This window comes from Mesorhizobium sp. M3A.F.Ca.ET.175.01.1.1 (assembly GCF_004791945.1).
In the GTDB taxonomy this organism is placed as follows: Bacteria; Pseudomonadota; Alphaproteobacteria; order Rhizobiales; family Rhizobiaceae; genus Mesorhizobium.
In genome coordinates this window covers 1-26496 of sequence record NZ_SRTP01000004.1, presented here as the reverse complement: position 1 = coordinate 26496, position 26496 = coordinate 1, and the positions used below count along the sequence as shown (strand labels likewise).

Annotated in this window: 29 protein-coding genes; 11 read left to right on the top strand and 18 right to left on the bottom strand. The window is 64.1% G+C overall.

From position 1 onward, the window contains the following. Nucleotides 1–117: 117 nt before the first annotated feature. Entirely contained in the window at nucleotides 118–507 is a 390-nt protein-coding gene (locus EN818_RS11560) for an ACT domain-containing protein (protein WP_095805468.1), read from the bottom strand. 194 nt (nucleotides 508–701) lie between these two features. Here EN818_RS11560 and EN818_RS11555 point away from each other — a divergent pair, with 194 nt between their 5' ends. From EN818_RS11555 to EN818_RS11545, 3 genes are all read left to right on the top strand, one after another. After that, on the top strand, nucleotides 702–1607 hold the full coding sequence (locus tag EN818_RS11555) for a bestrophin family ion channel (protein ID WP_135904535.1): 906 nt from the start codon (nucleotides 702–704) through the stop codon (nucleotides 1605–1607). A 130-nt stretch (nucleotides 1608–1737) separates the two neighbouring features. Next, nucleotides 1738–2148 carry a DoxX family protein gene (locus EN818_RS11550; RefSeq protein ID WP_095805379.1) on the top strand — a complete coding sequence of 137 codons (411 nt, stop codon included), beginning with the start codon at nucleotides 1738–1740 and terminating at the stop codon, nucleotides 2146–2148. Between the two features lie 162 nt (nucleotides 2149–2310). Continuing rightward, nucleotides 2311–2574, top strand: a complete 264-nt coding sequence (locus tag EN818_RS11545) for a glycine zipper domain-containing protein (protein WP_095805380.1) — start codon at nucleotides 2311–2313, stop codon at nucleotides 2572–2574. A 76-nt stretch (nucleotides 2575–2650) separates the two neighbouring features. Here the strand turns inward: EN818_RS11545 and rpsP are convergent, their stop codons facing one another. From rpsP to EN818_RS11515, 6 genes are all read right to left on the bottom strand, one after another. Next, on the bottom strand, nucleotides 2651–3052 hold the full coding sequence (gene rpsP / locus EN818_RS11540; RefSeq protein ID WP_095805381.1) for a 30S ribosomal protein S16: 402 nt from the start codon (nucleotides 3050–3052) through the stop codon (nucleotides 2651–2653). Nucleotides 3053–3155: 103 nt separating this feature from the next. Further along, complete coding sequence (locus EN818_RS11535) at nucleotides 3156–3482, bottom strand: chorismate mutase (RefSeq protein WP_095805382.1); 327 nt, start codon at nucleotides 3480–3482, stop codon at nucleotides 3156–3158. A 24-nt stretch (nucleotides 3483–3506) separates the two neighbouring features. Beyond that, on the bottom strand, nucleotides 3507–5108 hold the full coding sequence (gene ffh / locus EN818_RS11530; protein WP_095805383.1) for a signal recognition particle protein: 1602 nt from the start codon (nucleotides 5106–5108) through the stop codon (nucleotides 3507–3509). Nucleotides 5109–5418: 310 nt separating this feature from the next. Next, nucleotides 5419–6348: a CPBP family intramembrane glutamic endopeptidase gene (locus EN818_RS11525; RefSeq protein ID WP_095805384.1), complete on the bottom strand. Its 930-nt coding sequence runs from the start codon at nucleotides 6346–6348 to the stop codon at nucleotides 5419–5421. 266 nt (nucleotides 6349–6614) lie between these two features. Continuing rightward, entirely contained in the window at nucleotides 6615–7214 is a 600-nt protein-coding gene (locus tag EN818_RS11520) for a DUF1236 domain-containing protein (protein WP_095805385.1), read from the bottom strand. Nucleotides 7215–7279: 65 nt separating this feature from the next. Next, a complete protein-coding gene (locus EN818_RS11515) occupies nucleotides 7280–8377 on the bottom strand; it encodes a putative zinc-binding metallopeptidase (RefSeq protein WP_095805386.1) in 1098 nt (365 codons plus the stop codon). A gap of 264 nt (nucleotides 8378–8641) precedes the next feature. Between EN818_RS11515 and EN818_RS11510 the strand changes: the two genes are divergently transcribed. Further along, the gene (locus EN818_RS11510; protein ID WP_129553617.1) at nucleotides 8642–9439 is read left to right on the top strand and encodes a lytic transglycosylase domain-containing protein; all 798 of its coding nucleotides are present in this window, start codon (nucleotides 8642–8644) and stop codon (nucleotides 9437–9439) included. 251 nt (nucleotides 9440–9690) lie between these two features. Here the strand turns inward: EN818_RS11510 and EN818_RS11500 are convergent, their stop codons facing one another. Next, a complete protein-coding gene (locus EN818_RS11500) occupies nucleotides 9691–10911 on the bottom strand; it encodes an argininosuccinate synthase (protein WP_095805388.1) in 1221 nt (406 codons plus the stop codon). Between the two features lie 177 nt (nucleotides 10912–11088). On the opposite strand from EN818_RS11500, the gene EN818_RS11495 reads away from it, so the two are divergent. Further along, nucleotides 11089–11730 (top strand): LysE family translocator, encoded by a 642-nt coding sequence (locus EN818_RS11495; RefSeq protein ID WP_095805389.1) that lies wholly within the window; start codon nucleotides 11089–11091, stop codon nucleotides 11728–11730. A 4-nt stretch (nucleotides 11731–11734) separates the two neighbouring features. Here EN818_RS11495 and EN818_RS11490 read toward each other — a convergent pair whose 3' ends face one another. From EN818_RS11490 to EN818_RS11465, 6 genes are all read right to left on the bottom strand, one after another. Continuing rightward, entirely contained in the window at nucleotides 11735–12202 is a 468-nt protein-coding gene (locus EN818_RS11490) for a hypothetical protein (RefSeq protein ID WP_095805390.1), read from the bottom strand. Beyond that, nucleotides 12199–13434 (bottom strand): 23S rRNA (adenine(2503)-C(2))-methyltransferase RlmN, encoded by a 1236-nt coding sequence (rlmN, locus tag EN818_RS11485; RefSeq protein ID WP_095805391.1) that lies wholly within the window; start codon nucleotides 13432–13434, stop codon nucleotides 12199–12201. The genes EN818_RS11490 and rlmN overlap by 4 nt, the downstream gene beginning before the upstream one ends. A 149-nt stretch (nucleotides 13435–13583) precedes the next feature. Continuing rightward, the gene (locus tag EN818_RS11480; protein WP_245420310.1) at nucleotides 13584–14990 is read right to left on the bottom strand and encodes a glycosyl hydrolase; all 1407 of its coding nucleotides are present in this window, start codon (nucleotides 14988–14990) and stop codon (nucleotides 13584–13586) included. An 87-nt stretch (nucleotides 14991–15077) separates the two neighbouring features. Continuing rightward, on the bottom strand, nucleotides 15078–15584 hold the full coding sequence (locus tag EN818_RS11475; protein ID WP_095805392.1) for an invasion associated locus B family protein: 507 nt from the start codon (nucleotides 15582–15584) through the stop codon (nucleotides 15078–15080). 258 nt (nucleotides 15585–15842) lie between these two features. After that, nucleotides 15843–16205 carry a YkvA family protein gene (locus EN818_RS11470; RefSeq protein WP_095805393.1) on the bottom strand — a complete coding sequence of 121 codons (363 nt, stop codon included), beginning with the start codon at nucleotides 16203–16205 and terminating at the stop codon, nucleotides 15843–15845. Nucleotides 16206–16536: 331 nt separating this feature from the next. Beyond that, nucleotides 16537–16830, bottom strand: a complete 294-nt coding sequence (locus tag EN818_RS11465) for a 4a-hydroxytetrahydrobiopterin dehydratase (RefSeq protein ID WP_095805394.1) — start codon at nucleotides 16828–16830, stop codon at nucleotides 16537–16539. 52 nt (nucleotides 16831–16882) lie between these two features. Between EN818_RS11465 and EN818_RS11460 the strand changes: the two genes are divergently transcribed. After that, on the top strand, nucleotides 16883–17401 hold the full coding sequence (locus EN818_RS11460; protein ID WP_095805395.1) for a low molecular weight protein-tyrosine-phosphatase: 519 nt from the start codon (nucleotides 16883–16885) through the stop codon (nucleotides 17399–17401). Here the strand turns inward: EN818_RS11460 and thpR are convergent. Next, nucleotides 17305–17901 (bottom strand): RNA 2',3'-cyclic phosphodiesterase, encoded by a 597-nt coding sequence (gene thpR, locus EN818_RS11455; protein ID WP_095805396.1) that lies wholly within the window; start codon nucleotides 17899–17901, stop codon nucleotides 17305–17307. The genes EN818_RS11460 and thpR overlap by 97 nt on opposite strands. A 118-nt stretch (nucleotides 17902–18019) precedes the next feature. Continuing rightward, nucleotides 18020–18661: an arylesterase gene (locus EN818_RS11450; protein ID WP_095805397.1), complete on the bottom strand. Its 642-nt coding sequence runs from the start codon at nucleotides 18659–18661 to the stop codon at nucleotides 18020–18022. A 76-nt stretch (nucleotides 18662–18737) separates the two neighbouring features. On the opposite strand from EN818_RS11450, the gene EN818_RS11445 reads away from it, so the two are divergent. From EN818_RS11445 to EN818_RS11430, 4 genes are all read left to right on the top strand, one after another. Then, complete coding sequence (locus EN818_RS11445; RefSeq protein WP_095805398.1) at nucleotides 18738–19436, top strand: ABC transporter ATP-binding protein; 699 nt, start codon at nucleotides 18738–18740, stop codon at nucleotides 19434–19436. After that, nucleotides 19436–21976, top strand: a complete 2541-nt coding sequence (locus tag EN818_RS11440; protein WP_135904533.1) for an ABC transporter permease — start codon at nucleotides 19436–19438, stop codon at nucleotides 21974–21976. The genes EN818_RS11445 and EN818_RS11440 overlap by 1 nt, the downstream gene beginning before the upstream one ends. 243 nt (nucleotides 21977–22219) lie before the next feature. Then, nucleotides 22220–22987, top strand: coding sequence for a Bax inhibitor-1/YccA family protein (locus tag EN818_RS11435; RefSeq protein WP_095805400.1), 768 nt, complete (start codon nucleotides 22220–22222; stop codon nucleotides 22985–22987). A 115-nt stretch (nucleotides 22988–23102) separates the two neighbouring features. Beyond that, nucleotides 23103–23675, top strand: a complete 573-nt coding sequence (locus tag EN818_RS11430) for a GNAT family N-acetyltransferase (protein WP_095805401.1) — start codon at nucleotides 23103–23105, stop codon at nucleotides 23673–23675. Between the two features lie 105 nt (nucleotides 23676–23780). Here the strand turns inward: EN818_RS11430 and EN818_RS11425 are convergent, their stop codons facing one another. Both EN818_RS11425 and EN818_RS11420 read right to left on the bottom strand, forming a co-directional pair. Next, nucleotides 23781–24167: a DUF2794 domain-containing protein gene (locus EN818_RS11425; protein WP_095805402.1), complete on the bottom strand. Its 387-nt coding sequence runs from the start codon at nucleotides 24165–24167 to the stop codon at nucleotides 23781–23783. Between the two features lie 419 nt (nucleotides 24168–24586). After that, nucleotides 24587–25381 (bottom strand): thioredoxin family protein, encoded by a 795-nt coding sequence (locus EN818_RS11420; protein WP_095805403.1) that lies wholly within the window; start codon nucleotides 25379–25381, stop codon nucleotides 24587–24589. 184 nt (nucleotides 25382–25565) lie between these two features. Between EN818_RS11420 and EN818_RS11415 the strand changes: the two genes are divergently transcribed. Next, complete coding sequence (locus EN818_RS11415; protein WP_095805404.1) at nucleotides 25566–26240, top strand: ceramidase domain-containing protein; 675 nt, start codon at nucleotides 25566–25568, stop codon at nucleotides 26238–26240. The last annotated feature ends 256 nt before the right edge of the window (nucleotides 26241–26496 follow it).

Below are 26496 nucleotides of genomic sequence, written 5' to 3'. Positions count from 1 at the left end.
CGGCGGCGATGTTGGAGCTGCCGATCTCCCCCCTCGTGGGGGAGGTCGGCCTTCGCATGCGCCTTCGCCAATCGCCAGCGCTGCAGAGAGCGCTGTCGGCGAAGCATCGGTTCTCCTCTACCAGTTTGCCAGTATCTCCATCGCCTCCTCGGCCCGATCGGCTGGGACGAACAGGTGGTCGTGGTGGAAAGCCGACACCGGATTGACACCCATGCCGGCTGCTGCCAGCCGTGCGGTGATGGCGGCGAGGAAGCCGACCGCCTCCAGCGAGGAATGGACGTCCAGCGTGATCATCCGGCAGCGGAACGTGCCGGCAAGACCTGCGGCTTTCGCCTCTGTCTCGGTTACGATCAGCGTCAAGCCTTCCGGTTCGCGAAAGCTCATGACCGGATTGAGCGCATCCGGCACGGCCGCGCCTGGTGCCAGCGTTGCGAAGAGGTGGACGTCCGGCAGCAGCTGCGGCGCCATCGACGCGAGCAGTTTTTGCAGATTGGTCTCGCCGGTCATTTTCTCTCCTTCGACGGTGACGCAAGCCTGGCGCGGAACCGGCAACTAAAACGGCGAGTCCTATATTCGAGCGACATCGCAATGTCGCGGGCGGCCGGACTTGCGCGGCTGGTGAATAGCACAATACACAAGATCAGGGCCGCCACTGTCCCGCGGGAGCAGGGCAGTGTTGCCGGAATTGGTTGAGGGTTTCGATGATCGTCCGTCCGCGTCCGGGATTCCTGCACCTGTTCTTCATCATGCGCGGCTCGGTGGTGCCGCGCATCCTGCCGCAGATCTTCGGCTTCGCCGCCTATGGCGCGCTGGTGGTGGTGATCGTGCGGGCGCTGAAGCTCGATTTCGGCAATGCCGGCACCGCGCCCTTCGCCCTGCTCGGCGTCGCGCTGTCGATCTATCTCGGCTTCCGCAACAACGCCGCCTATGACCGCTGGTGGGAAGCGCGAAAACTGTGGGGCCAGCTCGTCTTCGATATCCGCAATCTGGCGCGTGCCTCAACCGGCCTGATCGAAGAGCGCAGCGAGCTGCGCGCCCTGCTGATGGATGCGATCGCGTTCTGCCATTTCCTGCGCGGCCAGCTGCGGCGGGTAGACGCCTTGCCGGAGGCGCGGGGCTTCATTGGCGATGATGTCGAAGCTGTAGCGAAAGCGGTCAATGCCCCGGACGCCATGCTGCGCAGGATGGGTGCGCGAGTCGCGGCGCTGCGCAAGAGCGGCGCGATCGATACGATCGGCTACCGCATCCTCGACGAGCGGCTGTCGGAGATCGCCGCAGCGCAGGCCGGCTGCGAGCGCATCACCGGCACACCGCTGCCCTTCGCCTACACGCTGCTCCTGCAGCGCACGGCTTACGTCTTCTGCCTGCTGCTGCCGTTCGGACTGGCGTCGGCCGCCGGCTGGGCGACGCCCTTGTTCACGGCGCTGATCGCCTACACCTTCTTCGGCCTCGATGCGCTGTCGGAGGAGCTTGAGGACCCCTTCGGGACGCAGCCCAACGATCTTGCGCTGGAGGGTCTTTGCCGTGTCTGCGAGATCTCCGTGTTCGAAGCGCTCGGCGAGACGCCGCCGGCGATGATCCCGGCCGACAAGTTCAATTTCTCCTGAGCCGGGCGGACGCTTGCCGCAGCCGTCCCGAAAAGAACAGCGCCGACTCCTGTAGGATCGCGACGCCGAGCGCCGTCCTTGGTTCGACACTGGCGAGCAGCCAGGGTTCGAACATCAGGAGACAACAGCAATGAGCATGACTGACGCCGCGCCTGTCTCGAACGGCGCGTTGTGGAGCGGGCGCGCCCTCAGCGCCGTCGTGATCCTGTTCATGATCTTCGACGGCGTCATCAAGCTGCCGCCGCTCGCCGTGGTCACCGAGACAATGACCGCGCTCGGCTGGCCGGCCGACGCAAGCATCGCCCGTCTCCTCGGCATCATCGGGCTGGTCTCGACCGCGCTTTACGCGCTTCCGCGCACCTCCGTGCTCGGCGCCATCCTGCTCACCGCCTATATGGGTGGCGCCATCTCCACGCATGTGCGCATCGGCAACCCGCTGTTTTCGCACACGCTGTTCGGCGTCTATCTCGATATCATGTTATGGGGCGGGCTCTATCTGCGCGACGCTAGGGTGCGCGCGCTGTTCCCGTTCAGTCGCTGAAGCGGGTCGCGGTGAAGAATTCGGCCCGCCCCGGAGCGGGGCACCGTCACCGTAGCCCGCGCGCGGAGCCGCCAATCTTCATTGTTCCAGGGATCAATTTAGCCGGTCGCGAGTTAATGACGTGGCGGCGAGGACGGCGATCCCCGTGAGAGAGGAACCAAAATGAAGAAAGTTATTACCATTCTGGTGCTGACGATGGCGCTCGGCGCCTGCTCGCAGACGGAAAAGGGTGCGGCTGTGGGTGGTCTGGGCGGTGCGGCCGTAGGCGCCGCAGTGGCAAATGATCCGGTGGAGGGCGCGGTGGTCGGCGGCGCCGTCGGCGCAGTGGCCGGCGCGCTGATCGGAAGGGCCAGCGAACCCGATCGCTGCCGCTACCGCGACCGTTACGGGCGCGTCTACATAGCGCGCTGCCCGCAGGGTTACTGAGGCATTGCATTAGGTTCGAAAGAAAAGAACGGCGGGTTCATGCCCGCCGTTCTCGTAAGCGAAACCGACGCCGAATTTACTCGGCGGTAGCAGCTTCCGCTTCGGCCGGCGCGGCGCTCGCCGCAGCGACGGCAGCAGCGGCATCTTCCTGTGCCTTCTTCAGCAGGGCGGCGCGTTCCTGCGCCTTCTTGCCTGGCAGGGCCTTTTGCGGGTTCGAGCGGGCCGAACGCTTGGCAATGCCGGCTTCGTCGAGGAAGCGGAGGACGCGGTCGGTGGGCTGAGCGCCGTGCGAGAGCCAGTGCTTAACGCGGTCGGCGTCGACCTTGACGCGCTCGCCGTCCTTCGGCAGCAGCGGGTTCCAGGAGCCGAGCGCCTCGATGAAGCGGCCGTCGCGCGGCGAACGGGCGTCGGCGACGACGACATGGTAGTAGGGACGCTTCTTCGAGCCCGCACGGGCCAGTCTGATCTTCAGTGCCATTCTCTTTCTCCTAAAAGCTCTGATTTCGTTGATCGGTTGAGGCTGGTCATTTGTGCATGTCGTATCCCAAAACCGCTCGGCACTTTTGGGCGACATGCATTGATCAGCCGGCTTTCGTCACGCCGTTGTTGGCGGCGATCTGTTCGTGATGACGGATGACTTCGCGGACCACGAAGTTGAGGAACTTCTCCGCGAAATCTGGATCGAGATGCGCATCCTTCGCCAGTTGGCGAAGGCGGGCGATCTGCTGCTGCTCGCGCGCCGGGTCGGCGGGCGGCAAGCCATGCTCGGCCTTCAGCACGCCGACCGCCTTGGTGCAGCGGAAGCGTTCGGCCAGCATATGGATGAGGGCCGCGTCGATGTTGTCGATCGAAGCGCGGTAGCCCGCCAGGATGGCGCGTGCGTCGGCCATATCCTTGTCCTCGTTCATCGCCGTCTCACTTCTTCTTGCCCATCATTTCTTCTTTCCAAGGCCAGGCAGCCCGCCGCCGCCCAGGCCGGGAAGGCCGGGCAACTTCATGCCGCCAGGCAGGCCGGGCAGCCCGCCGCCGCCGGGCAGGCCGCCCGGCAGGCCCTTGCCGAGACCGGCGGCCTGGGCCTGCTTCTGCAGCGCCTCGAGCTGCTTGGGATCCATCTTCGACAGGTCGGGCATGCCACCGCCCATTAAGCCGCCCGGGCCGCCAGGCATCATGCCGCCAAGCCCCATCTTCGAGGCAAGGCCGCCCATCATGCCGCGCATCAGGCCGCCGCCTTTGCCCTTGCCGCCCATCGCCTTCATCATGTCGGCCATGCCGCGATGCATCTTCAAGAGCTTATTGATCTCGGCAGCATCGGTGCCGGATCCGGCGGCGATGCGCTTCTTGCGCGAATGCTTGAGAAGATCCGGGTTGGCGCGCTCGGCCTTGGTCATCGAGGAGATGATGGCGAGCTGGCGACGAAACATCTTGTCGTCGAAACCAGCGGCGGCAAGCTGATCCTTCATCTTGCCCATGCCGGGCATCATGCCCATGATGCCGCCCATGCCGCCCATTTTCGACATCTGCTGAAGCTGCGCGGCAAGGTCGTTCAGATCGAACTTGCCCGACTGCATCTTTTTCGCCATCGCAGCCGCCTGTTCGGCGTCGATGGTTTCGGCGGCCTTCTCGACCAGCGAGACGATGTCGCCCATGCCGAGGATGCGGTCGGCGATGCGCTTGGGGTGGAATTCCTCGAGCCCGTCCATCTTCTCGCCGGTGCCGATCAGCTTGATCGGCTTGCCGGTGACGGCGCGCATCGAAAGTGCGGCGCCGCCGCGGCCGTCGCCATCCATGCGGGTGAGCACCAGGCCGGTGATGCCGACGCGCTCGTCGAAGCTCTTGGCCAGGTTGACGGCGTCCTGGCCGGTCAGCGAGTCGGCAACCAGCAGGATCTCGTGCGGCGACGACACCTTCTTGATGTCGGCCATCTCGATCATCAGCGGCTCGTCGATATGCGTGCGGCCGGCGGTGTCGAGGATGACGACGTCATGCCCGCCAAGCTTTGCCGCCTGCACGGCGCGGCGGGCGATGTCGACCGGACTCTGGCCGGCGATGATCGGCAGTGTGGCGACCTTGGTCTGCTCGCCGAGCTGGCGCAGCTGCTCCTGCGCGGCCGGACGCCGCGTGTCGAGCGAAGCCATCAAGACCTTCTTGTTCTGACGCTCGGTCAGCCGCTTGGCGATCTTGGCCGAGGTCGTCGTCTTGCCGGAGCCCTGCAGGCCGACCATCATGACGACGACCGGCGCCGGTGCGTTGAGATCGACGGCTACGCCTTCGGCGCCGAGCATGTCGACCAGCTCGTCATGGACGATCTTGACGACCATCTGTCCGGGCTTGATCGACTTCAGCACAGCGGCGCCGACCGCCTTCTCGCGCACCTTGTCGGTGAAGGAACGCACCACCTCCAGCGCCACGTCGGCCTCGAGCAGCGCCCGGCGCACTTCGCGCAACGCCGCCGAGACATCGGCCTCGGACAGCGCGCCGCGGCCGGTCAGGCCGTTCAGGATGGAGCCAAGGCGCTCTTGCAGGGATTCAAACATTCGACTTCCTTTTCTCTGGCACCTGCGGATGCCGGAGAGGTAATGCGTTCGCGTCAAGTCGCCAAACAAAGCCAAAGCCAAAAAGCACCCGGGGGCGCATTGCGCTGCCGGGTGTTGGCCTCCAGGATCGGTTTACAGCACTTGCCTCAAACGAGGGCTCGGCGTCCTGGTCGGCTTCGCGAAGGGAAACTCGTCGCGGAATTCGTGGGGTGTAGACAGGAAATCGGGCTCAGAGTCAAGGCAGACGCCGCTTCGGGGCCAAAGGCCGCGATGCCGAGCGGCTAAGGACAGCCGATCGGCCGTTCAAATCCTACGGCGCGACCTTCAGCGGCGAACGGCGGTGGAGAAGCAGCAGCATCGTCAGCAGGGTGCTGGCGATACCGATCGCGGCGATGAGCACGGCGTCCCATGTCGTCCAGCCCGGACCCTCGAGCGGCTTGGCGTTGAGCAGGGCGAAGGAATTGTAGCTCTGCTGATGCGAGATCAGCAGGAAGCCGGTCAGGTTGTTGCCGAGATGGGCGCCGAAGGCGGCGCCTAGATTGCCGGTCCTGTAGACCAGCAGGGTCAGAAGCAGGGCGAAGGCGGCGATGGAGACCAGCACGCAGGCATTGATGGCCAGCGTCGAGGCCGTGCTCCAGTGCAGCGCGGTGAACAGAAGCACCGGCAGCGTCGCCCAGATCAGCGGGCTGCCAAACCTGCTGGCGAACCCGCGCAGAAGATAGCCGCGAAACAGCACCTCCTCGGAGGAGGTCTGCAGAAAGGCAAGCAGCAGGATCGGGACGAGGAAGAGTAGCCATGACGCGAGCGGGATCGGGCCGCGGTCGATGTCCGGCTGCAGGCCGTAAAGCAGGATCTCCGAAATCAGCGAGGTGATCAGGACCGCGATCAGGCCTTTGACAAAACCGTCCCACGACACGCGCCGGGTGGTGCCGATCAGGGCCGAGAGCGGCTCGCCATGGACGAAACGCATCGCCACCCACAAGCCGATCCAGATGCCGGCAAACGACAGCAGCGCGGTGAGAATTCCGACCGGCGAGGCGAGGAAGTCCTGCACATGCTGCCCGGTCGACGGGCCAAGATGCCAGACGACAAAGGCATAGGTGCCGGCAAAGAGCACGAGCACCGTCATGGCCATCCAGAAGGCGACCACGATCGCGGTTCCGAGAAGAAGCCGCGGGATAGTGGTCTTTCGGTTGGGCGAGCGCCGGTAACTCTCGAAGGCGGCACTGTGGATGGTCATGTGGGTCCCCGGCCGAACGCTTTCGGCTGTATGATGTAGGAGGACGGCGGTTACCGCGCGATTACCGTAGCGTGGGTCGTGGCTGAATTGGCTGCTTCGAGCGCACAATGCGGCGCCGACACCCGACGCGATCAATGTTCCAGCCAGCCTCCGGCCGTGGCGCTTCGGCCAATTCGCGAACGTATGCCGCGACGCGACAAGCCGCTTCCAGCACGCAAGCAAACGGCCGCCATGGCTAGCGGCCGTTTGTGGTGTGAGTCTCGCAATCAGCGCATCACATAGACGATGCGCCGCGTGCCCGGATCGACCAGCGCCGGCTGGTTGTTCACATAGACATAGCGGTAGTTGTAGTCCGGGATTTCGCGCAACTCGACCGATTCGGGCAGGGTCGCCCCGGTCACCACCTCGCCTTCGAGATAGACGGGATCGACCCGGTGCGTGGTCACGTAGGTGCCGACCGCGGCCGGCGGCCTGGCGATCGGATCGATCGGCTCGCCCGCAACGATCGCTGCGGTATAATTGTCCGTATAGATATCGTCGGCTGGCGGCTGGACGATGGCGATGTTTGCTTCGGCCGGCCGGCGCGTCAGCACGACGCGGTTGCCGCCGAACTCGCCCGTCACATAGTCCGAATAGACCCAGCCGTTGCCGCCCGCCTCGGCGATGGTGCACCATTTGCTGTTTTGGATGCAGCCGGTGAGCGTTGCCGACTGGCCAGCCGCCAACACGCCAATGACGGGATATTGCGGGCCGGGACCGGCGCGCACATTGAGATCGGTCACCGCCGAGACAGGGGTATCGGCCAGGGCAGCGCCCGACAGGGCGAGCAGCGCACCGGCAACCGCCGGAAACAGAACGCTTTTCATGGTTTCTCTCCGTTTTTCAACGCTCCCTCGGGCTCGGAAACGAAACCAGGCCTTATGCGTTCCGGCTAAAGTGCTGCCGCCTCCTCACGAATTGTTCCATGGTCTTGCTGCAGACCGCTCAAAAGAGCGTGAACGAAGGCGAGTTTTCGCGCCGTCATATCCGAGATCACGAAGGGGTAGAGGTCGGGCAGGCCCATGCAGCGGTTGATCGAATTGGAGGCCTCCGACAACACGAGCCAGCGGGCAAGGATCTTTTCGAACGACTCCGGCGGCGGATCGGGATCCGCAGGCGCCGGCTGCAAATGCCCGCCCGTATCGCCCCGCGGCAGCGCGTCGGCGTCCACCGTCTCCAGCCGCCCGAGCGGGAAATTCAGCGCATGCACCATCTCCAGCGTGTCGGTGATGTGCAGGTAATGCGCCCAGGTCTCGGCCCAGTCCTCCCAGGGATGCGACGTCGCATAGGCCGAGATGTGGTGCTGCTGCCAGTCCGGCGGCGCACCGCCGGCGTAATAGGCCTTCAGCGCCTGCTCGTAATCGGCCTGCTCGTTGCCGAACAGGGCGCGGAAGGCCGCAAGCCGTTGCGGATCGTCGCGGATCAGCCGGTCCCAGTAATAATGCCCGAGTTCGTGACGGAAATGGCCGAGCAAGGTCCGGTAGTTCTCGCCCATCTCGACGCGCCGCCTCTCTCGCTCGGCGGAATCGGCCTCGGCGACATTGAGCGTGATCAGGCCGTTGTCGTGGCCGGTGAGGATGCGCTCACCGCCCGGCCCGCCGCCGATCGGGTCGGCGAGGAAGTCGAAGGCAAGCCCAGCCTCGTCCGAAGGGTCGGCCTTCGCGACAACCGGCAGGCCACAGGCAAGCAGCGAATAGACGGCGCGCTTCTTCGCCGCCTCGACGCGTATCCAGCGCCGGCGATTGCCGTCCACCGACAGGTCCGGGATCAGTTGGTTGAGCGCGCAAGCGCGGCAGAAGGCCCGGTCCGGCTCGGCGCGCCAGTTGCAGGCGCATTCGTCGGCATTGCCGCAGGGCAAGACGCCGCCGGCGCCGGAGAGCACGAAGCGCGCCTGCTCAGGGTCATAGAGCACCAGGCTGGCGCAGTTCAGGCATTGGGCGTTCTCGAAATAGAGCCGGTGGCCGCAATTTGGGCAGTCGAACAGCTTCATCTGTCATCGACCCGTGGGAAGGGAATGGGAGCTGGGCTTGGCCCAAACGCCTGTCGAGGCGCTGCGTTCCAACGCTATCTCGCCGCAAGCTGGGCGCCCCCGGGCGCCACATCTTTCACAAAACCGAGGGCCCGCCATAATAATTACTTGATCGTGGGCAAATTCCCCGGCATTCGCCGGTGCAACCGCGGGGGCGGTGACAATCGGCCGCTTCGCTGGCAAATTCGCAACCGGGACGTGATTCAGGCAAACCAGGAGAAAAGCATGGCATTTCTTGCCAAGGGAAAGGTTTTTGTGGCCGCGACGCTCGCGGTCTTTGCAATGGTGACGGGCGCCGAGGCAGCAGGCAGCTGCGGCAAGAACGGTGCCGGCTTCGAGGCCTGGAAGCAAGAGTTTGCCGCTGAGGCCAAGGCAGAGGGTGTGGGCCAGAGGGGCCTGTCCGCATTGGCCGGCGCGACCTACGCGACACGGACGATCGCCGCCGACCGCGCCATTCACAAGGCTTTCAGCGGCTCGGTGGAAGAGTTCATGAAGCGCCGCGGCGGGGCCGCGATCATCTCCAAGGGCCGCGCACTGAAGAAGGCGAACGCGGCGCTGTTCGACCGGATCGAGCAGACCTACGGCGTACCGCCGGGCGTGTTGCTCGCCATCTGGGGCATGGAGACGGGCTTCGGTGCGTCCATGGGCAACCAGAACACTGTCTCGGCCATTCTGACGCTGGCCTATGATTGCCGCCGCCCGGACTATTTCTACCCGCATGCCATTGCAGCGCTGCAGCTGGTCGACCGCGGGGCGCTGACCTCGGCGTCAGTCGGCGCCATGCATGGCGAGATCGGCCACACGCAGTTCCTGCCCGGCAACGTCCTGAAATACGGCGTCGGCAGCGGGAATCTGCGCGACAAGAACACGGCCCTGGCTTCCACCGCCAATTTCCTCAAGGGTCATGGCTGGCAGGCGGGCGCGAGCTATCAGGCAAACATGGGCGCCATTGCCGGCTGGAATTCGGCAAGTGTCTACCAGCAGGCCATCGCCCGTATCGCCGAAGCGATCGACGGCGAGTGACGGGCTCTTTCTGCTTTTGACCTAAATTGGCTGCGCTGGAGATTTGCGAAGGCCGAGGTGACGGCCAATCTCCCCCCTTGCGGGGGAGATGTCCGGCAGGACAGAGGGGGGTGCTGTCCCGCCAGCCTGTTTAGCAAATCGTCGCCGGATATTAATGCCGCGTTCGGTTGCAAATTGTGGGGGTCGGCGATCCTTCCCACCCCCCTCTGCCCTGCCGGGCATCTCCCCCGCAAGGGGGGAGATCGGCAGCTTCACTGGCGGTTCCGTGCCGCGAGCGTCCTGAGCCGCAGCGCGTTGAGGCGGATGAAGCCGGCGGCATCCTTCTGGTCGTAGGCGCCGCGGTCGTCCTCGAAGGTGACCAGCGCGTCCGAATAGAGCGTCTTTTTCGACTTGCGGCCGGTGACCATGACGTTGCCCTTGTAGAGCTTCAGCCGCACCGTGCCTTCGACGTCTTCCTGGCTCTTGTCGATCATCGCCTGCAGCATCACGCGCTCGGGCGAGAACCAGAAGCCGTTGTAGATGAGTTCCGCATAGCGAGGCATGAACTCGTCCTTGAGATGCGCGGCGCCGCGGTCGAGCGTGATCGATTCGATGGCGCGGTGGGCGGCGATCAGGATGGTGCCGCCGGGGGTCTCGTAGACGCCGCGCGACTTCATGCCGACGAAGCGGTTCTCGACGAGGTCGAGGCGGCCGATGCCGTTGTCGCGGCCGAGGTCGTTCAGCGCCGCCAGCATGGTGGCCGGCGACAGCTTCTTGCCGTTGAGCGCGATCGGATCGCCCTTCAGGAATTCGATCTCGATCTCGGTGACGGCGTCCGGCGCGTCCATCGGCGAGACGGTGCGCTGGTGGACGAATTCCGGCGGCTCGCTCCACGGGTCCTCCAGCACCTTGCCCTCGGAGGAGGAGTGCAGAAGGTTGGCATCGACCGAGAAGGGCGCCTCGCCCTGCTTGTCCTTGGGCACCGGGATCTGGTGCTGCTCGGCGAAATTGATGAGATCGGTGCGCGACTTGAACGACCAGTCGCGCCACGGCGCGATGACCTTGATGTCGGGATTGAGCGCGTAAGCCGAAAGCTCGAAGCGGACCTGATCGTTGCCCTTGCCGGTGGCGCCGTGGGCAATGGCGTCGGCGCCGGTCTCCCTGGCGATCTCGACCAGATGCTTGGAGATCAGCGGCCTGGCGATGGAGGTGCCGAGCAGATAGGTGCCTTCATAGACGGCATTGGCGCGAAACATCGGAAAGACGAAGTCGGCGACGAACTCCTCGCGCACGTCGACGATGCGAATGTCCTTGATGCCCATCAGCTCGGCCTTGCGGCGCGCCGGCTCGAGCTCGCCGCCCTGGCCGAGGTCGGCGGTAAAGGTGACGACTTCGGCACCGAGCTCGGTCTGCAGCCATTTCAGGATGATCGAGGTGTCGAGGCCGCCGGAATAGGCGAGCACGACTTTCTTCACGTCTTTGGTCTTGGACATTTTGGCGGTTCCGGCAAAGGTTTCGCGGGCGAGGTATCACGGCCCTTCCAGGCCGCGCAAGAGACGAACCGGGCCCGCCTTGTCGCATATGCTGGACCAGAGACGGCGCCGGTCAGCCGCTGGCGTGGATGAGACAGCCGTATTATAGCCATGAGATCACTCGCAGGATCGATATTCATGTCCTTCGTTCCCGACACCACGACGCTGATCCAGTTCGCCATCGCGACGGTGATCCTGGCGATCACGCCGGGACCGGACATGACGCTGTTCGTGTCGCGCACGCTGAGCCAGGGCCGCGCCACCGGCTTCGCCTCGATGGCCGGGGCGCTCACCGGCACGCTGATCCACACCACGCTGGTGGTGGTCGGCATCTCGGCACTGATCGTCGCCTCGCCGATGGCGTTCTTCGTGCTGAAGGTCTTCGGCGCCGGCTATCTCGTCTTCCTGGCCTGGCAGGCGGTGACGAAGGGCTCGGCCTTCTCGCCGGAAAAGAAGGAGGGGCCACGGATCTCGCTGTTCCGCAGCTGGGCGGCCGGGCTCGGCGTCAATTTGCTGAACCCGAAGATCATCCTGTTCTTCATGACGTTCCTGCCGCAGTTCGTCTCCGTGGACGATCCGCATGCGCCCGGCAAGCTGTTCTTCCTCGGCCTCATGTTCATCGTGCTGTCGATCCCGGTGACGGCGCCGATGGTGCTGGCGGCGGAGAAGTTTTCGGCGGCGATGAAGGCCAGCCCGCGCGTCACCCGCGCGGTCGACTATCTGTTCGGCGGCGTGTTCTCGGCCTTCGCGCTCAAGATCCTGACGGCGCAGGCGAAGTAGGCGGTTAGGACTCCGGACTGAGCAGCGGTTCGCGGCGCCAGCGGCCGGCCGAGCGGCCGGCGGACAGCCAGTAGAAGATGCCACCAACCATGCCGCTGCCGATCACGGCGAGCCCGGCTCTGGTTTCGGTGACTTCGAAATTGGCAGCGGCGATGTGATAGACGAAGCCGAGGAAGACGAGCGCGATGACGGCGCCACCCAGCGCGTAGAACAGCCAGTCGCGCCGCCCGAGCACTTCGGCGATGAGGATGACGGCGGCGGCCGGGATGAAGGCGAAATAAGCCACGAACAGGGCCACGAACGGCACCGAGAAATAGAGCGAGGCGGTGGCCGCCGGCTCCGGATGCTGCGGCGTGTAGCCGAGATGGGCCAGGAACAGCACGTTGAGGAAGGCGCTGGCCGCCAGCGAAGCGACGATATAGCCGATCAGGATGACGGCGAAGCGGACGAGATAGGTGATGAGGCGCCTCACGCCTCGCCGTGTCCCGCGATCATCATCGCCTCCAGCGCCAGCCGATCGACCTTGCGCATGCGTTCGGACTCCGACTTCAGCTGGCCGCAGGCGGCGAGGATGTCGCGGCCGCGCGGCGTGCGGATCGGCGAGGCGTAGCCGGCATTGTTTATGTAGTCGGCGAACTTCTCGATCGTCTCCCAGTCCGAGCACTGGTAGTTGGTGCCGGGCCAGGGATTGAACGGGATCAAATTGATCTTGGCCGGAATGCCCTTCAAGAGCTTCACCAGCGCCTTGGCGTCCTCGAGCGAATCGTTGACGTCCTTCAGCATCACATATTCGAAGGTGATGCGCCGGGCGTTCGAAAGGCCCGGATAAGCACGGCAGGCGGCGATCAGCTCCTTCAGCGGGAACTTCTTGTTGATCGGCACCAGAAGGTCGCGCAGGTCGTCATTGGTGGCGTGCAGCGAGATCGCCAGCATGACGCCGATCTCCTCGCCGGTGCGGGCGATCTCCGGCACCACGCCGGAGGTCGACAGCGTGATGCGGCGCTTCGACAGCGACAGCCCGTCACCGTCGGAAGCGATCAGCAGCGCCTTCTTCACCGCCTCGAAATTATAGAGCGGTTCGCCCATGCCCATCATGACGATGTTGGAGACTTTCCTGCCCTCGGCCGGAACGATGGCGCCGTCCGGCGTGTCGCGGTCGGGGAAGTCGCCCAGCCGGTCGCGCGCGGTGAGCAGCTGCGCCAGGATTTCTTCCGTCGTCAGGTTGCGCACCAGCTTCTGCGTGCCGGTGTGGCAGAAGGAGCAGGTCAGCGTGCAGCCGACCTGCGAGGAGATGCAGAGCGTGCCGCGTCCTTCCTCGGGGATGTAGACGGTCTCGATCTCGACCGGGCGGCCGGCGCCGCGCGGCGGAAAGCGGAACAGCCATTTGCGGGTGCCGTCGGAAGAAATCTGCTCCTCGACGATCTCGGGCCGGGCGACGGTGAAGTGCTTGTCGAGCTCGGCGCGCAGATCCTTGGAGATGTTGAACATATGGACGAAGTCGGAAACGCCGCGCACATACATCCAATGCCAGAGCTGCTGGGCACGCATTTTCGCCTGGCGCTCCGGCACGATGCCGGCTTCGACAAGGGCGGCGCCAAGCTCGGCGCGGGTCAGGCCGATCAGCGAAGGCTTCTCGGTCGCCGTGGCGCGGGCGCGCAAGGCGTCGCGTGCGCCTTCGGCGGTCAGGTCAAACGAAAGGGTCATGGTTGCGCCAATATAAGCGGTTTGCGGCCGATTTCAGCATCGTGCCCGAAATGAAGCGCGCCGCATAGCACAGCTCGGCGGCGGAGTCATGCGTCGGTGCCGACGCGGTCGCAAGCCCCGGTACTGCGCAAGCAACCGCCGCACCGGAGCTACTTTGCAGTTGAAATCGCGATGACAATCGGATGATCACTGAGCAAGAGCTCGAGCGAGGTTGCGTTGTTCCGTGTCTGGATAAGATCGACGCCAATGGTCGGGTCGTAGACGCTCAGGGAAGCGCCCGTGACACCAAAGTCCACTGTCACTTGATCTTGGCCGTTCAACCGTTCGTCCCATACGATCAATTGGAATGTCCCATCACTGTGCTGGAGCAGAAGATCGTGAACCGTCGGAGGCTGGTCCACGATCGTGTAGTCCAACTGTCCGGGCGCAGCGACGGTGCCCTTGTCAGCCAGTATGGTCGTCATGTTGTGAAGGTAGGTCGCGGCCTTGCGGGGCGAATAATCGGGCTTGAAGAAACCGAACGACTGGTTGCCGGCCTCATCGGTGCGGTCCCTCAGCAGGTAGACTGACGTGTATGCATAGCCGCGCTTAAACTGCGCGAAATACAGATTCAGCAAGTTCAAGCCCTGCAGCTCTTCCGTCACGCGGCCCGAGATGTTGGCGCCGGTTTCGGTCGTGACGCGGGGCAGTGTTTCAAGTTGTTCTTGAGTGTAGCCCCGAAACCACTTCGACCATGTCAGGCCGAAGTTGCCGAACAAACCGTCGACCCGCGATGCATAGGTGGGGTCGGTGGCATCCCACGCCTTGTTGTCCGCCGGATCGGGCGAATGCGGATGATAGAGATAATTGTGTACATTCGCATATTCCGCATATTTGGTGCCATCTGGCATCAAGGTTCCGGCGCCCGGAGGGATTGCCAGAAACTGCAGGCCGACATTGTCTTGCTGCGCGCCCGGTTCAGAGATCGACCAAACGGGATATTTCGCAAGCGCCGGATCCGCTTTGATCGCATGATATAGGTCACGCTGCAGCTTCGCGACGGCCATCCAGGAGAACTCGCCGCCGCCCTTTTCGCCTTGATACTCAACGGACCAGTTGTTTGGCTCGTTGTTGCCTTCAAAGGCAAGCAGCGCGCCATTGTCGGCCAGTATCTTGCCGGTTTCGACCAGCTTCTTTACGTCGGTCCCGCCACTCACCAGTCCCCAGCTGAGGCGGGCGCCAGTTTGCCGATGCAGTTCCAGAAAGGTCCGCATGGTTGTGGGACCATTGTCAGTTAATCCCTCTATTCCCGCCCTCACCCATCGAAAGCCGCAGTAGCGGATCATCTCGATGGTCTTGGCCAAGGGCTGGCCCCTGTCCGGAAACGAGGTAACGACGCCGATGCTGTTGAGAAAATCGGTAGTCGGAATGGCCGTTCTTTGCCCAGCAAGGGAATCCTGGGGCCAGACAGTCAGCATCATTGCAATCGCGAGGCACCCGCCGATGGTAGAGCTAACGGTTTGACGAGCGATGGCCGGACGAACGTCCTTGCGGCGATCAGCCCCGTGCTGCCTCATGACAATTCCCGATAGCGGGTCAGACCAATGCGTCGGTGTCGAGTCCGGGCTTGGAGGCCCGGCCTAATCGTCAGATATGGCTCCTGCCTATTTGCACTTGGCAATCGAGGACAGCGCGGCCGAGATGCCCTTGAGCGAGAAGACATAAGAAGTGGGGTTGCCGCGACCCGACTTCGCCGAGACCTTCATGTCGGTGCCGGTCTTCATGGCGGCGATCAGCACCGGCTCTTCCGCCGCGTTCTCAACCCAGGCCGACTTGCCGCGGGTGAACATCGAGAACGACTTCTTGTCGATGGTGACGGTGGCCTTGGAGCCTTCCTGGAAATTGTAGCCGGCAATGAACTGCGGCTCGTAGGAGACCTGCTGCCCTGGGCGCTGGCTGACGAAGAAGAACATGTCGCCATGGTCGAGCGTCGGCGGCTGCTTGTCGGTCGGCACGGTCAGCACATAGCAGACCTTGCCGCCCTGCGACTGGTAGCTGTAGGTGCCCCAGGCATTGTGCTGGCCGATCTTGGTCGCCTGTTGTGCCAGCGCCGGCGCCGCGAAGGCGGCCGCCAGGACCAGGCTGTAAACTGTAGCAATCAATCCGCGCATTGTTCTTCCCGTATTCCGACTGGTGCGGAGGCGGGCCGCGTGGCGTCCTGCCGTCGCTTCATTTTGATTTAATCAGGGTTACCAAACGGTGAATTTTCCTCAAGAAAAGGAGATCACCCCCGGAAACCGCCACCATCCGCGCCAACGCCGGAAAGGCGGCAGGCGCGACGTCCCGGCGCGAACTTGGAGGCCACGAAAACGGCAAGAGTTTGTCTTTTCGCGCAGGCGGCCCGCGGTCTCGTTGCAACCGCTCCGACGTCAGCTCTTGTCGGCCAGCGCATCCCTGGCCGCCTGCCTGTGCGCGGGCGTGATATGGGCGCTGACGGCGGTAATCGCGGCCGTCAGCACGGCGAGATCGTCGGTGAAGCCGAGGCCGAGGACGAAGTCGGGGATGAAATCCACCGGCAGCACGAAATAGCCCAGTGCGGCAAGCAGCATGCCCTTGGCGCGCAGCGGCGTGTCCTTGTCCATGGCGCAGTAATAGGCGGCAACCACCTCATCCATGAACGGGATCTGGCGGGCCGCTTTCTTGGCGGTACGCCAGAACTTCTCGCGCACCTCGCCCTCGCCGGCGAGCTTGTCGCCGAAGCCGAAGAAATCAGAACCGGATTCCTGCGCCATTCGTTTCTCCTTGGCCCGCGCGTGTCTTTGCACGACGGCCCGCCGGGACTGATGTGGTGAAAGCGTTGCAGCGCTACAAGAGTTCGAAGGGGGCTGGCTGGGAAAATCGATGGGAATGTTGGCCGAGGCCGCCCTCCCATCGTCATCCACGGGCGAAGCGACGCGGCGCAGACCCGAGGATCCAGGCGCTACTTTGCGGCGCCGCCGCAGTGCAGAATTCTGCTCCGCTGCGCCCTTCGATCAAGGTAACGGCATGGATCCCTGGGCCTTCGCTCCGCTTCGCGTCGCTACGCCCAAGGATGACGACATCGAGGTAGCCGCGTCGATGGTCCTACCCAAAATAGCGGTTCATCTGCTTGGCCAATTCGATGTCGAGCGCGGTCACGCCGCCTGCGTCATGGGTGTTCAGCGTCACGTCGACGGTCTTGTAGACGTTGGACCAGTCGGGGTGATGGTCCATCTTCTCGGCGGCCATTGCGACGCGGGTCATGAAGGCGAAGGCCTCGGAGAAGTTCTTGAAGCCGAAGCTGCGCTTGATCGAGCCGCCGTCTGCGGCCAGCGACCAGTCTTCGAGTTCGGCGAGCGCGGCGGTGATCGCTTCCTTGCTGAGTTTCTCTCTGGTCATGTCGGTTTCCTGTGCTATTCGGGAAAATGACCTGCACCATAGCGCCGGATCGATGAGCGCGAAGCCGATAAATTCCATTCTGTTCGTCTGCCTGGGCAACATCTGCCGATCGCCCTTGGCTGAAGGTGTGTTCCGCGCCGTGTGGAGCGAATGCGCGCAGGGTCGGGAGATCGTGCTGGATTCGGCCGCGACCAGCGGCTGGGAGGTTGGCTCCGCTCCCGATCCGCGCTCGATCGCGGTCGCCATGGGCCACGGCATCGACATTTCCGGGCAAAGGGCACGCAGGATAGCGCCCGGCGACTTTTCGCGTTTCGACCTGATCCTCGGCATGGATCGGGCGAACGTCCGCGACCTCAAGGCAGTGGCGCCGCCTTCAGCGGCCGACCGCATCCATCTCTATCTGGAATTCGCGACCGGCAACGGCGGTGACGTGCCCGATCCCTATTACGACGGGGCGGAAGCGTTCGCCTCTGTCTACCGCATGATCCGCGAAGCGTCGGCATCGCTGGCGAAGCGGCTCGATGCACGCGCGTCGGCGCCAGTCAGCGGCCAGGCTTCCTCGACGATGTAAGGGCCGCCGCCGACCGAATCGCGCGACGACATCAAAACGAAGCGGCCGACGCGGAAGGCCAGCGCGGAAAAATTACCGCGCGCCGAAAGATATTGCGCAACGTCCAGCGGGCTCGAATTGCGCAGGCGCGCCAGCGTCACATGCGGTGTGAACTTGCGTGGATCGGCGGGCAGGCCGAGCCGTTGGCAGATGCGGTCGATCTCGCTCTGCAGCGCCACCAGATCCGGCGAGGCGGACACGCCGGCCCACACCGCATGCGGCTTCTTGCCGCCGAAGGCGCCGACACCTGAGAGCGTCAGCGGAAAGGAGGGGCGGTGGACGCGGTCGAGAGCGTTGGCGATCTCGTCGGCGACATGGCCTTCGACATCACCGATGAAGCGCAGCGTCAGATGATAGTTTTCGACATCGATCCAGCGGGCTCCGGGCAGGCCGCCCCGGAGCAGGGACAGCGAAAGAGCAGCGTCACGCGGAATTTCGAGGGCGGTGAAAAGACGTGGCATTAGAAGCCTCCTGTCCTCGAATCGAAACTCTCAGCCGTAGCGAATCATCGATAGCCGAACGGAGCAAGCGGTTTGTTCGTTCCGTAGTTTCCGCAACGGAAAGCGTTGCTGGAAGGACTCACGACCCATCGCCGAGGGCGGCGATGGCCTTTTCGACGGTCGGCAGGATGCGCTCCACCATCACGTCGACACCTTTCGGGTTGGGATGCAGACCGTCCTCCAGTTGCAGATCCGGCTTTCCCGCAACCCCTTCGAGAAAGAACGGATAAAGCGGTACGCCATATTTCGACGCCAATTTCGGATATATGGCGTCGAAGCTCTTCTGGTAGTCCGGCCCGAGATTGGGAGCGGCGCGCATGCCGGCCAGAAGCACGGCGATCTTGCGTTCTCTCAGCTTCGCCAGCATCGCATCGAGGTTCTTCTCGGTGATCGCGGGCGAGACGCCGCGCAGCATGTCGTTGGCGCCAAGCTCGAGGATGACGAGCCTCGTCCCGTCCGGCACTGACCAGTCGAGACGCGCCAGGCCGCCGCTGGACGTGTCGCCGGAGACACCGGCATTGGCGACCGCGACATCGAGCCCCTTGGCCTTCAGCGCCGCCTGCAGACGGTCGGTAAAGCTTTGCCCCGGGTCCAGGCCAAATCCGGCCGTCAGGCTGTCGCCGAAGCCGACGATGCTGAACGTCTCGGCGCGCGCCGGCGAAATGCCGCAGACGCCAAGAAAAAGCATGAGGGCCGCGACAAGCCTGTGTTTGAAAGCCATGCGTCGAGCCCCATATGACCAAAACCATTTCCCGGGAGAAGGCCTCTCCTTTTCCACCATATAGGACGCTTTCACTGTGACAGAAGCCGTCATCGCATTGAGGGATGTCTCGCTGACGCTCGGCGAGGGGGCGTCTTCGGTTCATGTGCTGAAAGGCGTCAGTCTCGAAGTGGCCAACGGCGAGGCCACGGGCATCGTCGGCCCGTCGGGGTCCGGCAAGTCCACCTTGCTGATGGTTCTGGCCGGGCTGGAGAGGGTCGATTCAGGAACGGTTCGAATCGCCGGCGAAGTGCTCAACGGCAAAAGCGAAGACCAGATTGCCTCGTTTCGGGGACGAAACATCGGCATCGTGTTCCAGTCCTTCCATCTGATCCCCAACATGACCGCGCTCGAGAATGTCGCGGTGCCGCTGGAACTGGCCGGCCACGCCGATCCCTTCGGAGTAGCGGCGCGGGAGCTGGCGGCGGTGGGTCTCAGCGACCGGGTGACGCATTATCCGGGCGAGCTTTCCGGCGGCGAACAGCAGCGCGTCGCGATCGCCAGGGCGCTGGCGCCGTCGCCGCGCATCCTGATCGCCGACGAGCCGACGGGGAACCTCGACCAGGCGACCGGCAAGCAGGTCGCCGACCTGCTCTTCGCCAAGGCGGCCGAGCGCGGCATGACGCTGGTGCTGGTCACCCACGATCCGGCGCTTGCGGCGCGCTGCGCGCGCCAGGTGGCGATGCGCTCGGGCCGCATCGAGGACGCGCAGAGACCGCTGAAGGTGCCGGCCTGATGCGAACGCTGACATTGGCCATCCGCTTCTCGCTGCGCGAGATGCGCGGCGGCTTGTCCGGCTTCATGATCTTCCTCGCCTGCATCGCGCTCGGCGTCGCGGCGATCGGCGGCGTCAATTCGGTGGCGCAGGCGATCACCGCCGGCGTCGCCAACCAGGGCCAGACGCTGCTCGGCGGCGATTTGCGCTTCCAGATCAACCAGCGAAGCGCCTCAGGTGCCGAGCTCGGTTTCATAAAAGGCCTTGGCGCGGTCTCGCTCAATTCCGGCATGCGCTCGATGGCGCGGCTCGAGGACGGTTCCGACCAGGCGCTGGTCGAGGCCAAGGCGGTCGACGACGCCTATCCGCTCTATGGTAGGCTCGAAACCGATCCGGCTCTGCCCAAGACGGAGCTGTTCGGCGAAAGATCCGGTGTTTTCGGCGCCGCCGCGCCCGAGCTATTGTTCGATCGCCTCAATCTCCATGTCGGAAGCCGGCTGAAGCTCGGCAGCGCCACCTTCGAACTGAGGGCGCGGCTGGCCAGCGAATCGGACGCGGTCTCGGACGGTTTTGGCTTCGCGCCGCGGCTGATGATCTCGCGCGAGGGACTTGCCGCGTCTGGCCTGGTCCAGCCGGGCAGCCTGGTCGAGAACGCCTACAAGGTGCGCCTGCCCGACGGCACGTCAGAGGCGCGAATCAAGGAAATCCAGGCGCAGGCCGCACAAGACTTTCCGCAGGCCGGCTGGTCGATCCGCACCCGCAGCAACGCAGCACCGGCGCTGTCGTCCAATATCCAGCGCTTCTCGCAGTTCCTGACCCTGGTCGGGCTGACGTCGCTGGTGGTCGGCGGCGTCGGCGTGGCGAACGCGGTGCGCGCCTATCTCGACGGCAAGCGTGGCGTCATCGCCACCTTCAAGAGCCTTGGCGCCTCGGGCGGCTTCGTCTTTGCGGTGTACCTCGTCCAGATCCTGCTGATCGCCGGTCTCGGCATCGTGCTCGGCCTTGTCCTCGGCGCCGCGTTGCCTTTCGTGGCGAGCGCCCTTTTGCAATCGGTCATTCCGGTGCCGGCGGAAGGCGGCTTCTATCCCGGCGCGCTCGCTCTTGCCGCGCTGTTCGGCCTCCTGGTGACGCTGGCCTTCGCGCTGCTGCCGCTCGGGCGCGCCCGCGACGTGCCGGCGACGGCGCTGTTTCGCGAGATGGGTTTCGAGAGCCGCGGCCTGCCGCGCCTGCCTTACTTAGCCGCGGCGCTCGGAATCGTGCTGGCGTTGGCCGGCCTGGCGATTGTTGCAGCCGATGACCGCCGCATCGCCTCGATCTTCGTCGGCGCCACGGTCTGTGCCTTCCTGGTGCTGCGGCTGGTCGCAGCGCTGGTGCAATGGGCGGCGAGCCGCAGCCCGCGCGTGCGCTCGGTCCCGCTCAGGCTCGCGCTCGGCAACATCCACCGGCCAGGCGCGCTGACGCCGTCGGTGGTGCTGTCGCTCGGGCTTGGCCTGACGCTGCTGGTGACCTTGGCGCTGATCGACGGGAATCTGCGACGGCAGATCTCGGGCAACCTGCCGGAGCGGGCGCCGAACTTCTTCTTCGTCGACATCCAGAACAGCGACGTCGATGCCTTTGCTGCCCTGATCGGAAATCAGGCACCGCGGGGGACGCTGGCCAAGGTGCCGATGCTGCGCGGCCGGATCATGGCGCTCAACGGCGTTGCCGTCGACAAGATGAAAATTCCGGCGCAAGGCGCCTGGGTGCTGCGCGGGGATCGCGGCCTGACCTATGACGCGAAGCTGCCGGACAACGCCACGCTCAGCGAAGGCACGTGGTGGCCGGAGAATTATTCCGGCGAACCGCTGGTGTCGTTCTCGGCCGAGGAGGGCAGGGAACTCGGGCTGAAGCTCGGCGATACCGTCACCGTCAACGTGCTCGGCCGCAACGTGACGGCGAGAATCGCCAATTTCCGCCAGGTCGAGTGGGAGACGATGGGCATCAACTTCGTCATGGTGTTCTCGCCCAACACGTTCGCCGGGGCGCCGCATGGCTGGCTGGCGACGCTGACCGACAAAGGCGCAACCACGGCCGACGATGCGCGGCTGCTCAACGCGGTCACCCGCGCCTTTCCGGCGGTGACGACGGTGAGGGTCAAGGACGCGCTCGACATCGTCAACCGGCTGGTCGCACAGCTTGGCACGGCGATCCGCGCCGCCGCCGGCGTGGCGCTGATCGCCTCGGTGCTGGTGCTGTCGGGCGCCTTGGCCGCCGGCAACCGGGCGCGCGTCCACGATGCCGTGGTGCTGAAGACGCTCGGCGCGACGCGCAGGACGCTGATCACGGCATTCTCCCTGGAATATGCGCTGATCGGGCTTGCCACCGCGTTGTTCGCGCTCGCCGCGGGCGGTGTCGCGGCGTGGTTCGTGGTCGCGCACATCATGACGCTGCCTTCGCATTTCATGCCGGAAGTGGCGGTGGCGACGATCTTCGTGTCGCTGGCGGTCACCGTCGGCATCGGCCTGGCCGGCACCTGGCGCGTGCTCGGCCACAAAGCTGCCCCGGTGCTGCGCACTCTCTGATTTCGCGAGCTTGGGACCGGCTTCCAGGGTTAAATCTTTGTAAGGTTTGCCAGATAGAAGGGCCGAACGCCGGCCTTTTTGCCTCTCACGAAGCGTTACGACCGGTTACCGTCTTGTTCTTGACGCCAATAACCATCATATTTCGCGCAGGCATGCTGGCGCCCCGCCAGCGGCGCCTGGTCCCAAGAGGATGCTCCGAGGGGACCTGTCACCGGACGGGGCAGAGGCAACAGAGGATTTCCTATGGCTGATCCCATTCGCAACTACCAGACGAGCACCGGCGTGCGCGTCGATATCGATCAGGGCCTGCGGGCCTATATGATCAAGGTCTACAATTTGATGGGGCTCGGCCTGCTGATCACCGGCCTTGCCGCGGTCGGCACGATCATGCTGGCCACCACAACCGATCCGGCCTCGGCAGTCGCCACGCTGTCGAGCGGCGAGATGCTCACCTCCTTCGGCTACGCGATCTTCGCTTCGCCGCTGAAATGGGTGGTGATCTTCGCCCCGCTGGCAGCAGTGATGTTCCTGTCGTTCCGCGTTCAGTCGATGAGCGTCGCGGCCGCCCAGACGACGTTCTGGGTCTATGCCGGGCTTGTCGGCCTGTCGCTGTCGTCGATCTTCCTGATCTACACCCCGGCCAGCATCTCGCAGACCTTCTTTGCTACCGCGGCTGCGTTCGGCGGTCTGTCGCTCTACGGCTACACGACCAAGCGCGATCTTTCCGCGTTCGGCTCGTTCCTGGTGATGGGCCTGATCGGGCTGATCATCGCGTCGCTGATCAACATCTTCCTGCAATCGTCGGCGCTGACCTTCGCCGTATCGGCGATCGGCGTGCTGGTCTTCGCGGGCCTCACCGCCTACGACACGCAGAGCATCAAGGAGATGTATTACGAGGGCGACGCCACCGACACTGCCGGCCGCAAGGCCATCATGGGCGCGTTGAGGCTCTATCTCGACTTCATCAACCTGTTCATGTTCCTGCTGCAGTTCATGGGCGACCGCCGTTAAAGGCGGGTCCGGTCGGTTGGACCATTGAGTTCCGGAAGGGCGGCCCAACGGCCGCCCTTTTCTTTTGTGCCGGGTTTTGCTGTTATGGCGGGCATAATAACGGCTTGCCCAAATTATGAGCAGTACTGTCATCAGAGCCGCTCTGACAGCGGACCTCGACCGAATCACCGAGATTTACGCCGATGCGGTCGCGAACGGCACGGCGAGCTACGAGCTCGAACCGCCGAGCCGGGCTGAAATGGGCAGCCGATTCGAAAGCCTGATGGCGGGCCACTTCCCCTATCTCGTGGCCGAGAAGAATGGGCTCGTGCTCGGCTATGCCTATGCCGGCCCGTTCCGGCCGCGGCCTGCCTACCGTTTTATCGTCGAGGATTCGGTCTATGTCGCGCCGGAGGCCAAGGGCCAGGGCCTCGGGCTGCTGCTGATGCAGGCGCTGATCGAGGCAGCGCGGAAGGCCGGCTTCCGGCAGATCGTCGCGGTTATCGGCGACGGCCATGCCGACAGCGCTTCCGTGCGGCTGCACGAGAAGCTGGGCTTCCGTCATTCGGGAAGCCTGGAAGGTTCTGGTTACAAGCACGGCCGCTGGCTGGACACCGTGTTCATGCAGCTGCCGCTCAATGGCGGCGCGGCATTGCCGCCCGATCCCGATTCGCTGCCGGAGCGGAGATTCCGGGAGAGCTGGAATTGAGGAACTGAAGAACTGAGGAACTGAAGAACTGAGGAAAAAGCGCCCGGCGCGCCCGAAAGCCGCTGTCCGATTTCGTTCTTCAGTTCCTCAGTTCCTCAATTCCCTTCACGCTTCGACCACCTTCAGCTTGGGGTCGAAGACCCCGAGCACGCGGCCTAGCTCCTGGCCGCGCTTCAAGATGCGTCCGCCGGCGGCTATGACCGCAAACGCGCCCTGCCGACGCGCCAGTTTGGGGTCCTTGACGATCTGGAACAGCGGCACTTCGCTGGCGCGGCGGAAGACGGAAAAGACAGCACGATCAGTGAGATGATCGATGGCATAGTCGCGCCATTCGTTGGCCGCCACCATGCGTCCATAGAGTCTGAGGATCTGGTCCAATTCGCGCCTGTCAAAACGCACCGGCTGATCGAGGCGCGCGCGTCGCGCCTCATGCAGCGGGATCAGTATTGCGGATGCTTCCCCATCCTCCGCCCCGCTGCTGTGATCGGTCATGCCGCGATCCTTCGATTGATCTTGCGCCTGCCAAGGTTGACGCTTTCGTGGCCGAATTGCAAGGCCCGGCGAAGCACTCCGGGGTCGTGCTGTTTCCAAAAGGTCCAGTCACGTTTGCGAAACGTGTGTTGTCATTGGTGATGCTCCGCCACATTCCTGCCACATTTTATCCGCGCTAATGCCCCAATGTCCGACGAGTTTACCGGCGTTGCCTGAGACGGTTCGGTCCGGCACCGGCTCGTAAACCCCAAGCCCCCCGCCCACGGGTCAGCGTCGGATCGAACCAACCTCGGTTTTTCCTTGGAAAAATCAGGTGCGACGATCCCAAAACCTGAATGACCGGCGTCAGAAGCAAGCTGACGCCGGTTTTTTATTTTCCTTATCCCCAAGGGGAGAAGGGGTGTCGCTGTTACTGAGCGTCAGGGCTTGCGGATGAAGGCGGCGCCGAGAATCGGTCCTGGCGAGCCGTCCTTGCCGACGGACTGCAGCAGCACCGCGCAGCCGCCCTTCTTGGAGATTTCAGTCATCGGCAATTCGTAACGCTGCGCCTTGCCGTGCCACAGGCCGGCAGTCTGGATATCGGAGACGGCGTTCCAGTAGGTCAGGCGCCGGCCGCTGTTCTCGCCTTGGCCGATGTTCACCGTCTGCGGCGGGTCGAAATAGACGATCACGACATGGGCGTCGCTCGGGCCGTTGCCGGCATCGCCTGCGTCAATCATGACGCGATCGCTGGTGCGGCTGACCTTGATGCCGACCCGCATGCCTTCGCCGGTCTTGTCCATGCGGGCAAGCGCTGCGTCGACTTCCTTGCGGCTGGCGCCGTTGACATGGCTGCGGCCATTGATGATGGCCTGCGGGGTGTAGACCGAGCGGCTGCCGAAGGAGCGCATGTAGTCGTACTGGCGCTCGGTGTTCTCCTTGCTGCTCAGCGTGTCCTGCCAGCCGAGATAGTCCCAGTAGCTGACGTGATAGGCGAGCGCGATGATGTTTTCCTTAGCGGCGAGCTCGGCAAAGAATTCGTCGGCGGGCGGGCATGAGCTGCAGCCTTGGCTGGTGAAGAGCTCGACCACACCCAATGGTTTTTCGATCTGGGATTTCTCGGTTTGCGGCTTGCCGGCCTGCGACTCCTCGGGCTCGCTTGCCTGTCCCATGCCGCCAAGCGCGGCGAGGGCCAGCGCAAGCGCCGCAAGCCGCAACGGTCCTCGAGATCCCATGACTGACCCAAATTTCCCGCCGGTGGCGCCGGCCTTGTTGTGATTGCTAAAATATGTGGCAGAAGCGACCGTCAACGGGAAGTCACGTTGCGGTGAAATTTTGTCGTTGCAACCACAGATGAGGCCGCAATAGGAGAGTCATTGCATTTTTCGAGGCGGTTCGATTCGAGGCGGCATCATCACCATGTGGCAATCTTTCCTGACGCCCGTCGATCTCTATTGCGAGCGGACGGGACCAGGACTTTGGGCCGAGCCGGCCAATGCTTTGACCAACCTTGCTTTCATCGCCGCGGGACTGTGGGGCGTCTGGCAGGTGCGGCGGCATGAGACAGGCGTCTTCGCGGCGGTGCTGGCCTGGTGGGTGGTGGCGATCGGGGTCGGCTCGACCCTGTTCCACATCTTCGCCAACAAAGGGACGATCTGGGCCGACATCCTGCCGATCGCCGGCTTCACGCTTGCCTACACGCTGTTCAACCTGCGCCGTTTCCTGCGCATGGAATGGGGCAAGGCGATCGCGATCTTCATCGCCTTCTATGTCGTGGCCGGGTTGATCACTTTTGCCGTGCCGGACTGGCTGCGGCAGGCCTCCAACGGCACGACCGGCTACCTGCCGCCATTCCTGGCGCTGGCCTTCTTCGGCGTCTGGGCAGCTGCCATCGGCAACCCCGCCGGCTGGTACAATCTCACCGGATCCACGATCTTCGTCGTCTCGGTCGTCTGCCGCATGATCGATCCGATCGTGTGCCCGGCTTTCCCGCTCGGCACCCACTTCCTGTGGCATGTCCTCAACGGGCTCATGCTCGCTGTGCTGCTGGCTGCGACGGCGCGTTTTGGGACGCCGAAATCGAAGCAGCAGTAGGCAGTAGGCAGTAGGCAGTAGGCAGTAGGCAGTAGGCAGTAGGCAGTAGGCAGTAGGCAGTAGGTGGCCCTTTCCCTACTGCCTATTGCCTGACTCCTAGTCCCTGGCTGCTGCTAAGCAGCCAGATCGCGCAGCACGTATTGCAGGATGCCGCCGTTCTTGAAGTAGTCGAGTTCGTCCAGCGTATCGATGCGGCAGACGATCGGGATGGTCTTCACGGTGCCGTCGCCATAGGTGAGCCTGGCCGCCATCTTCT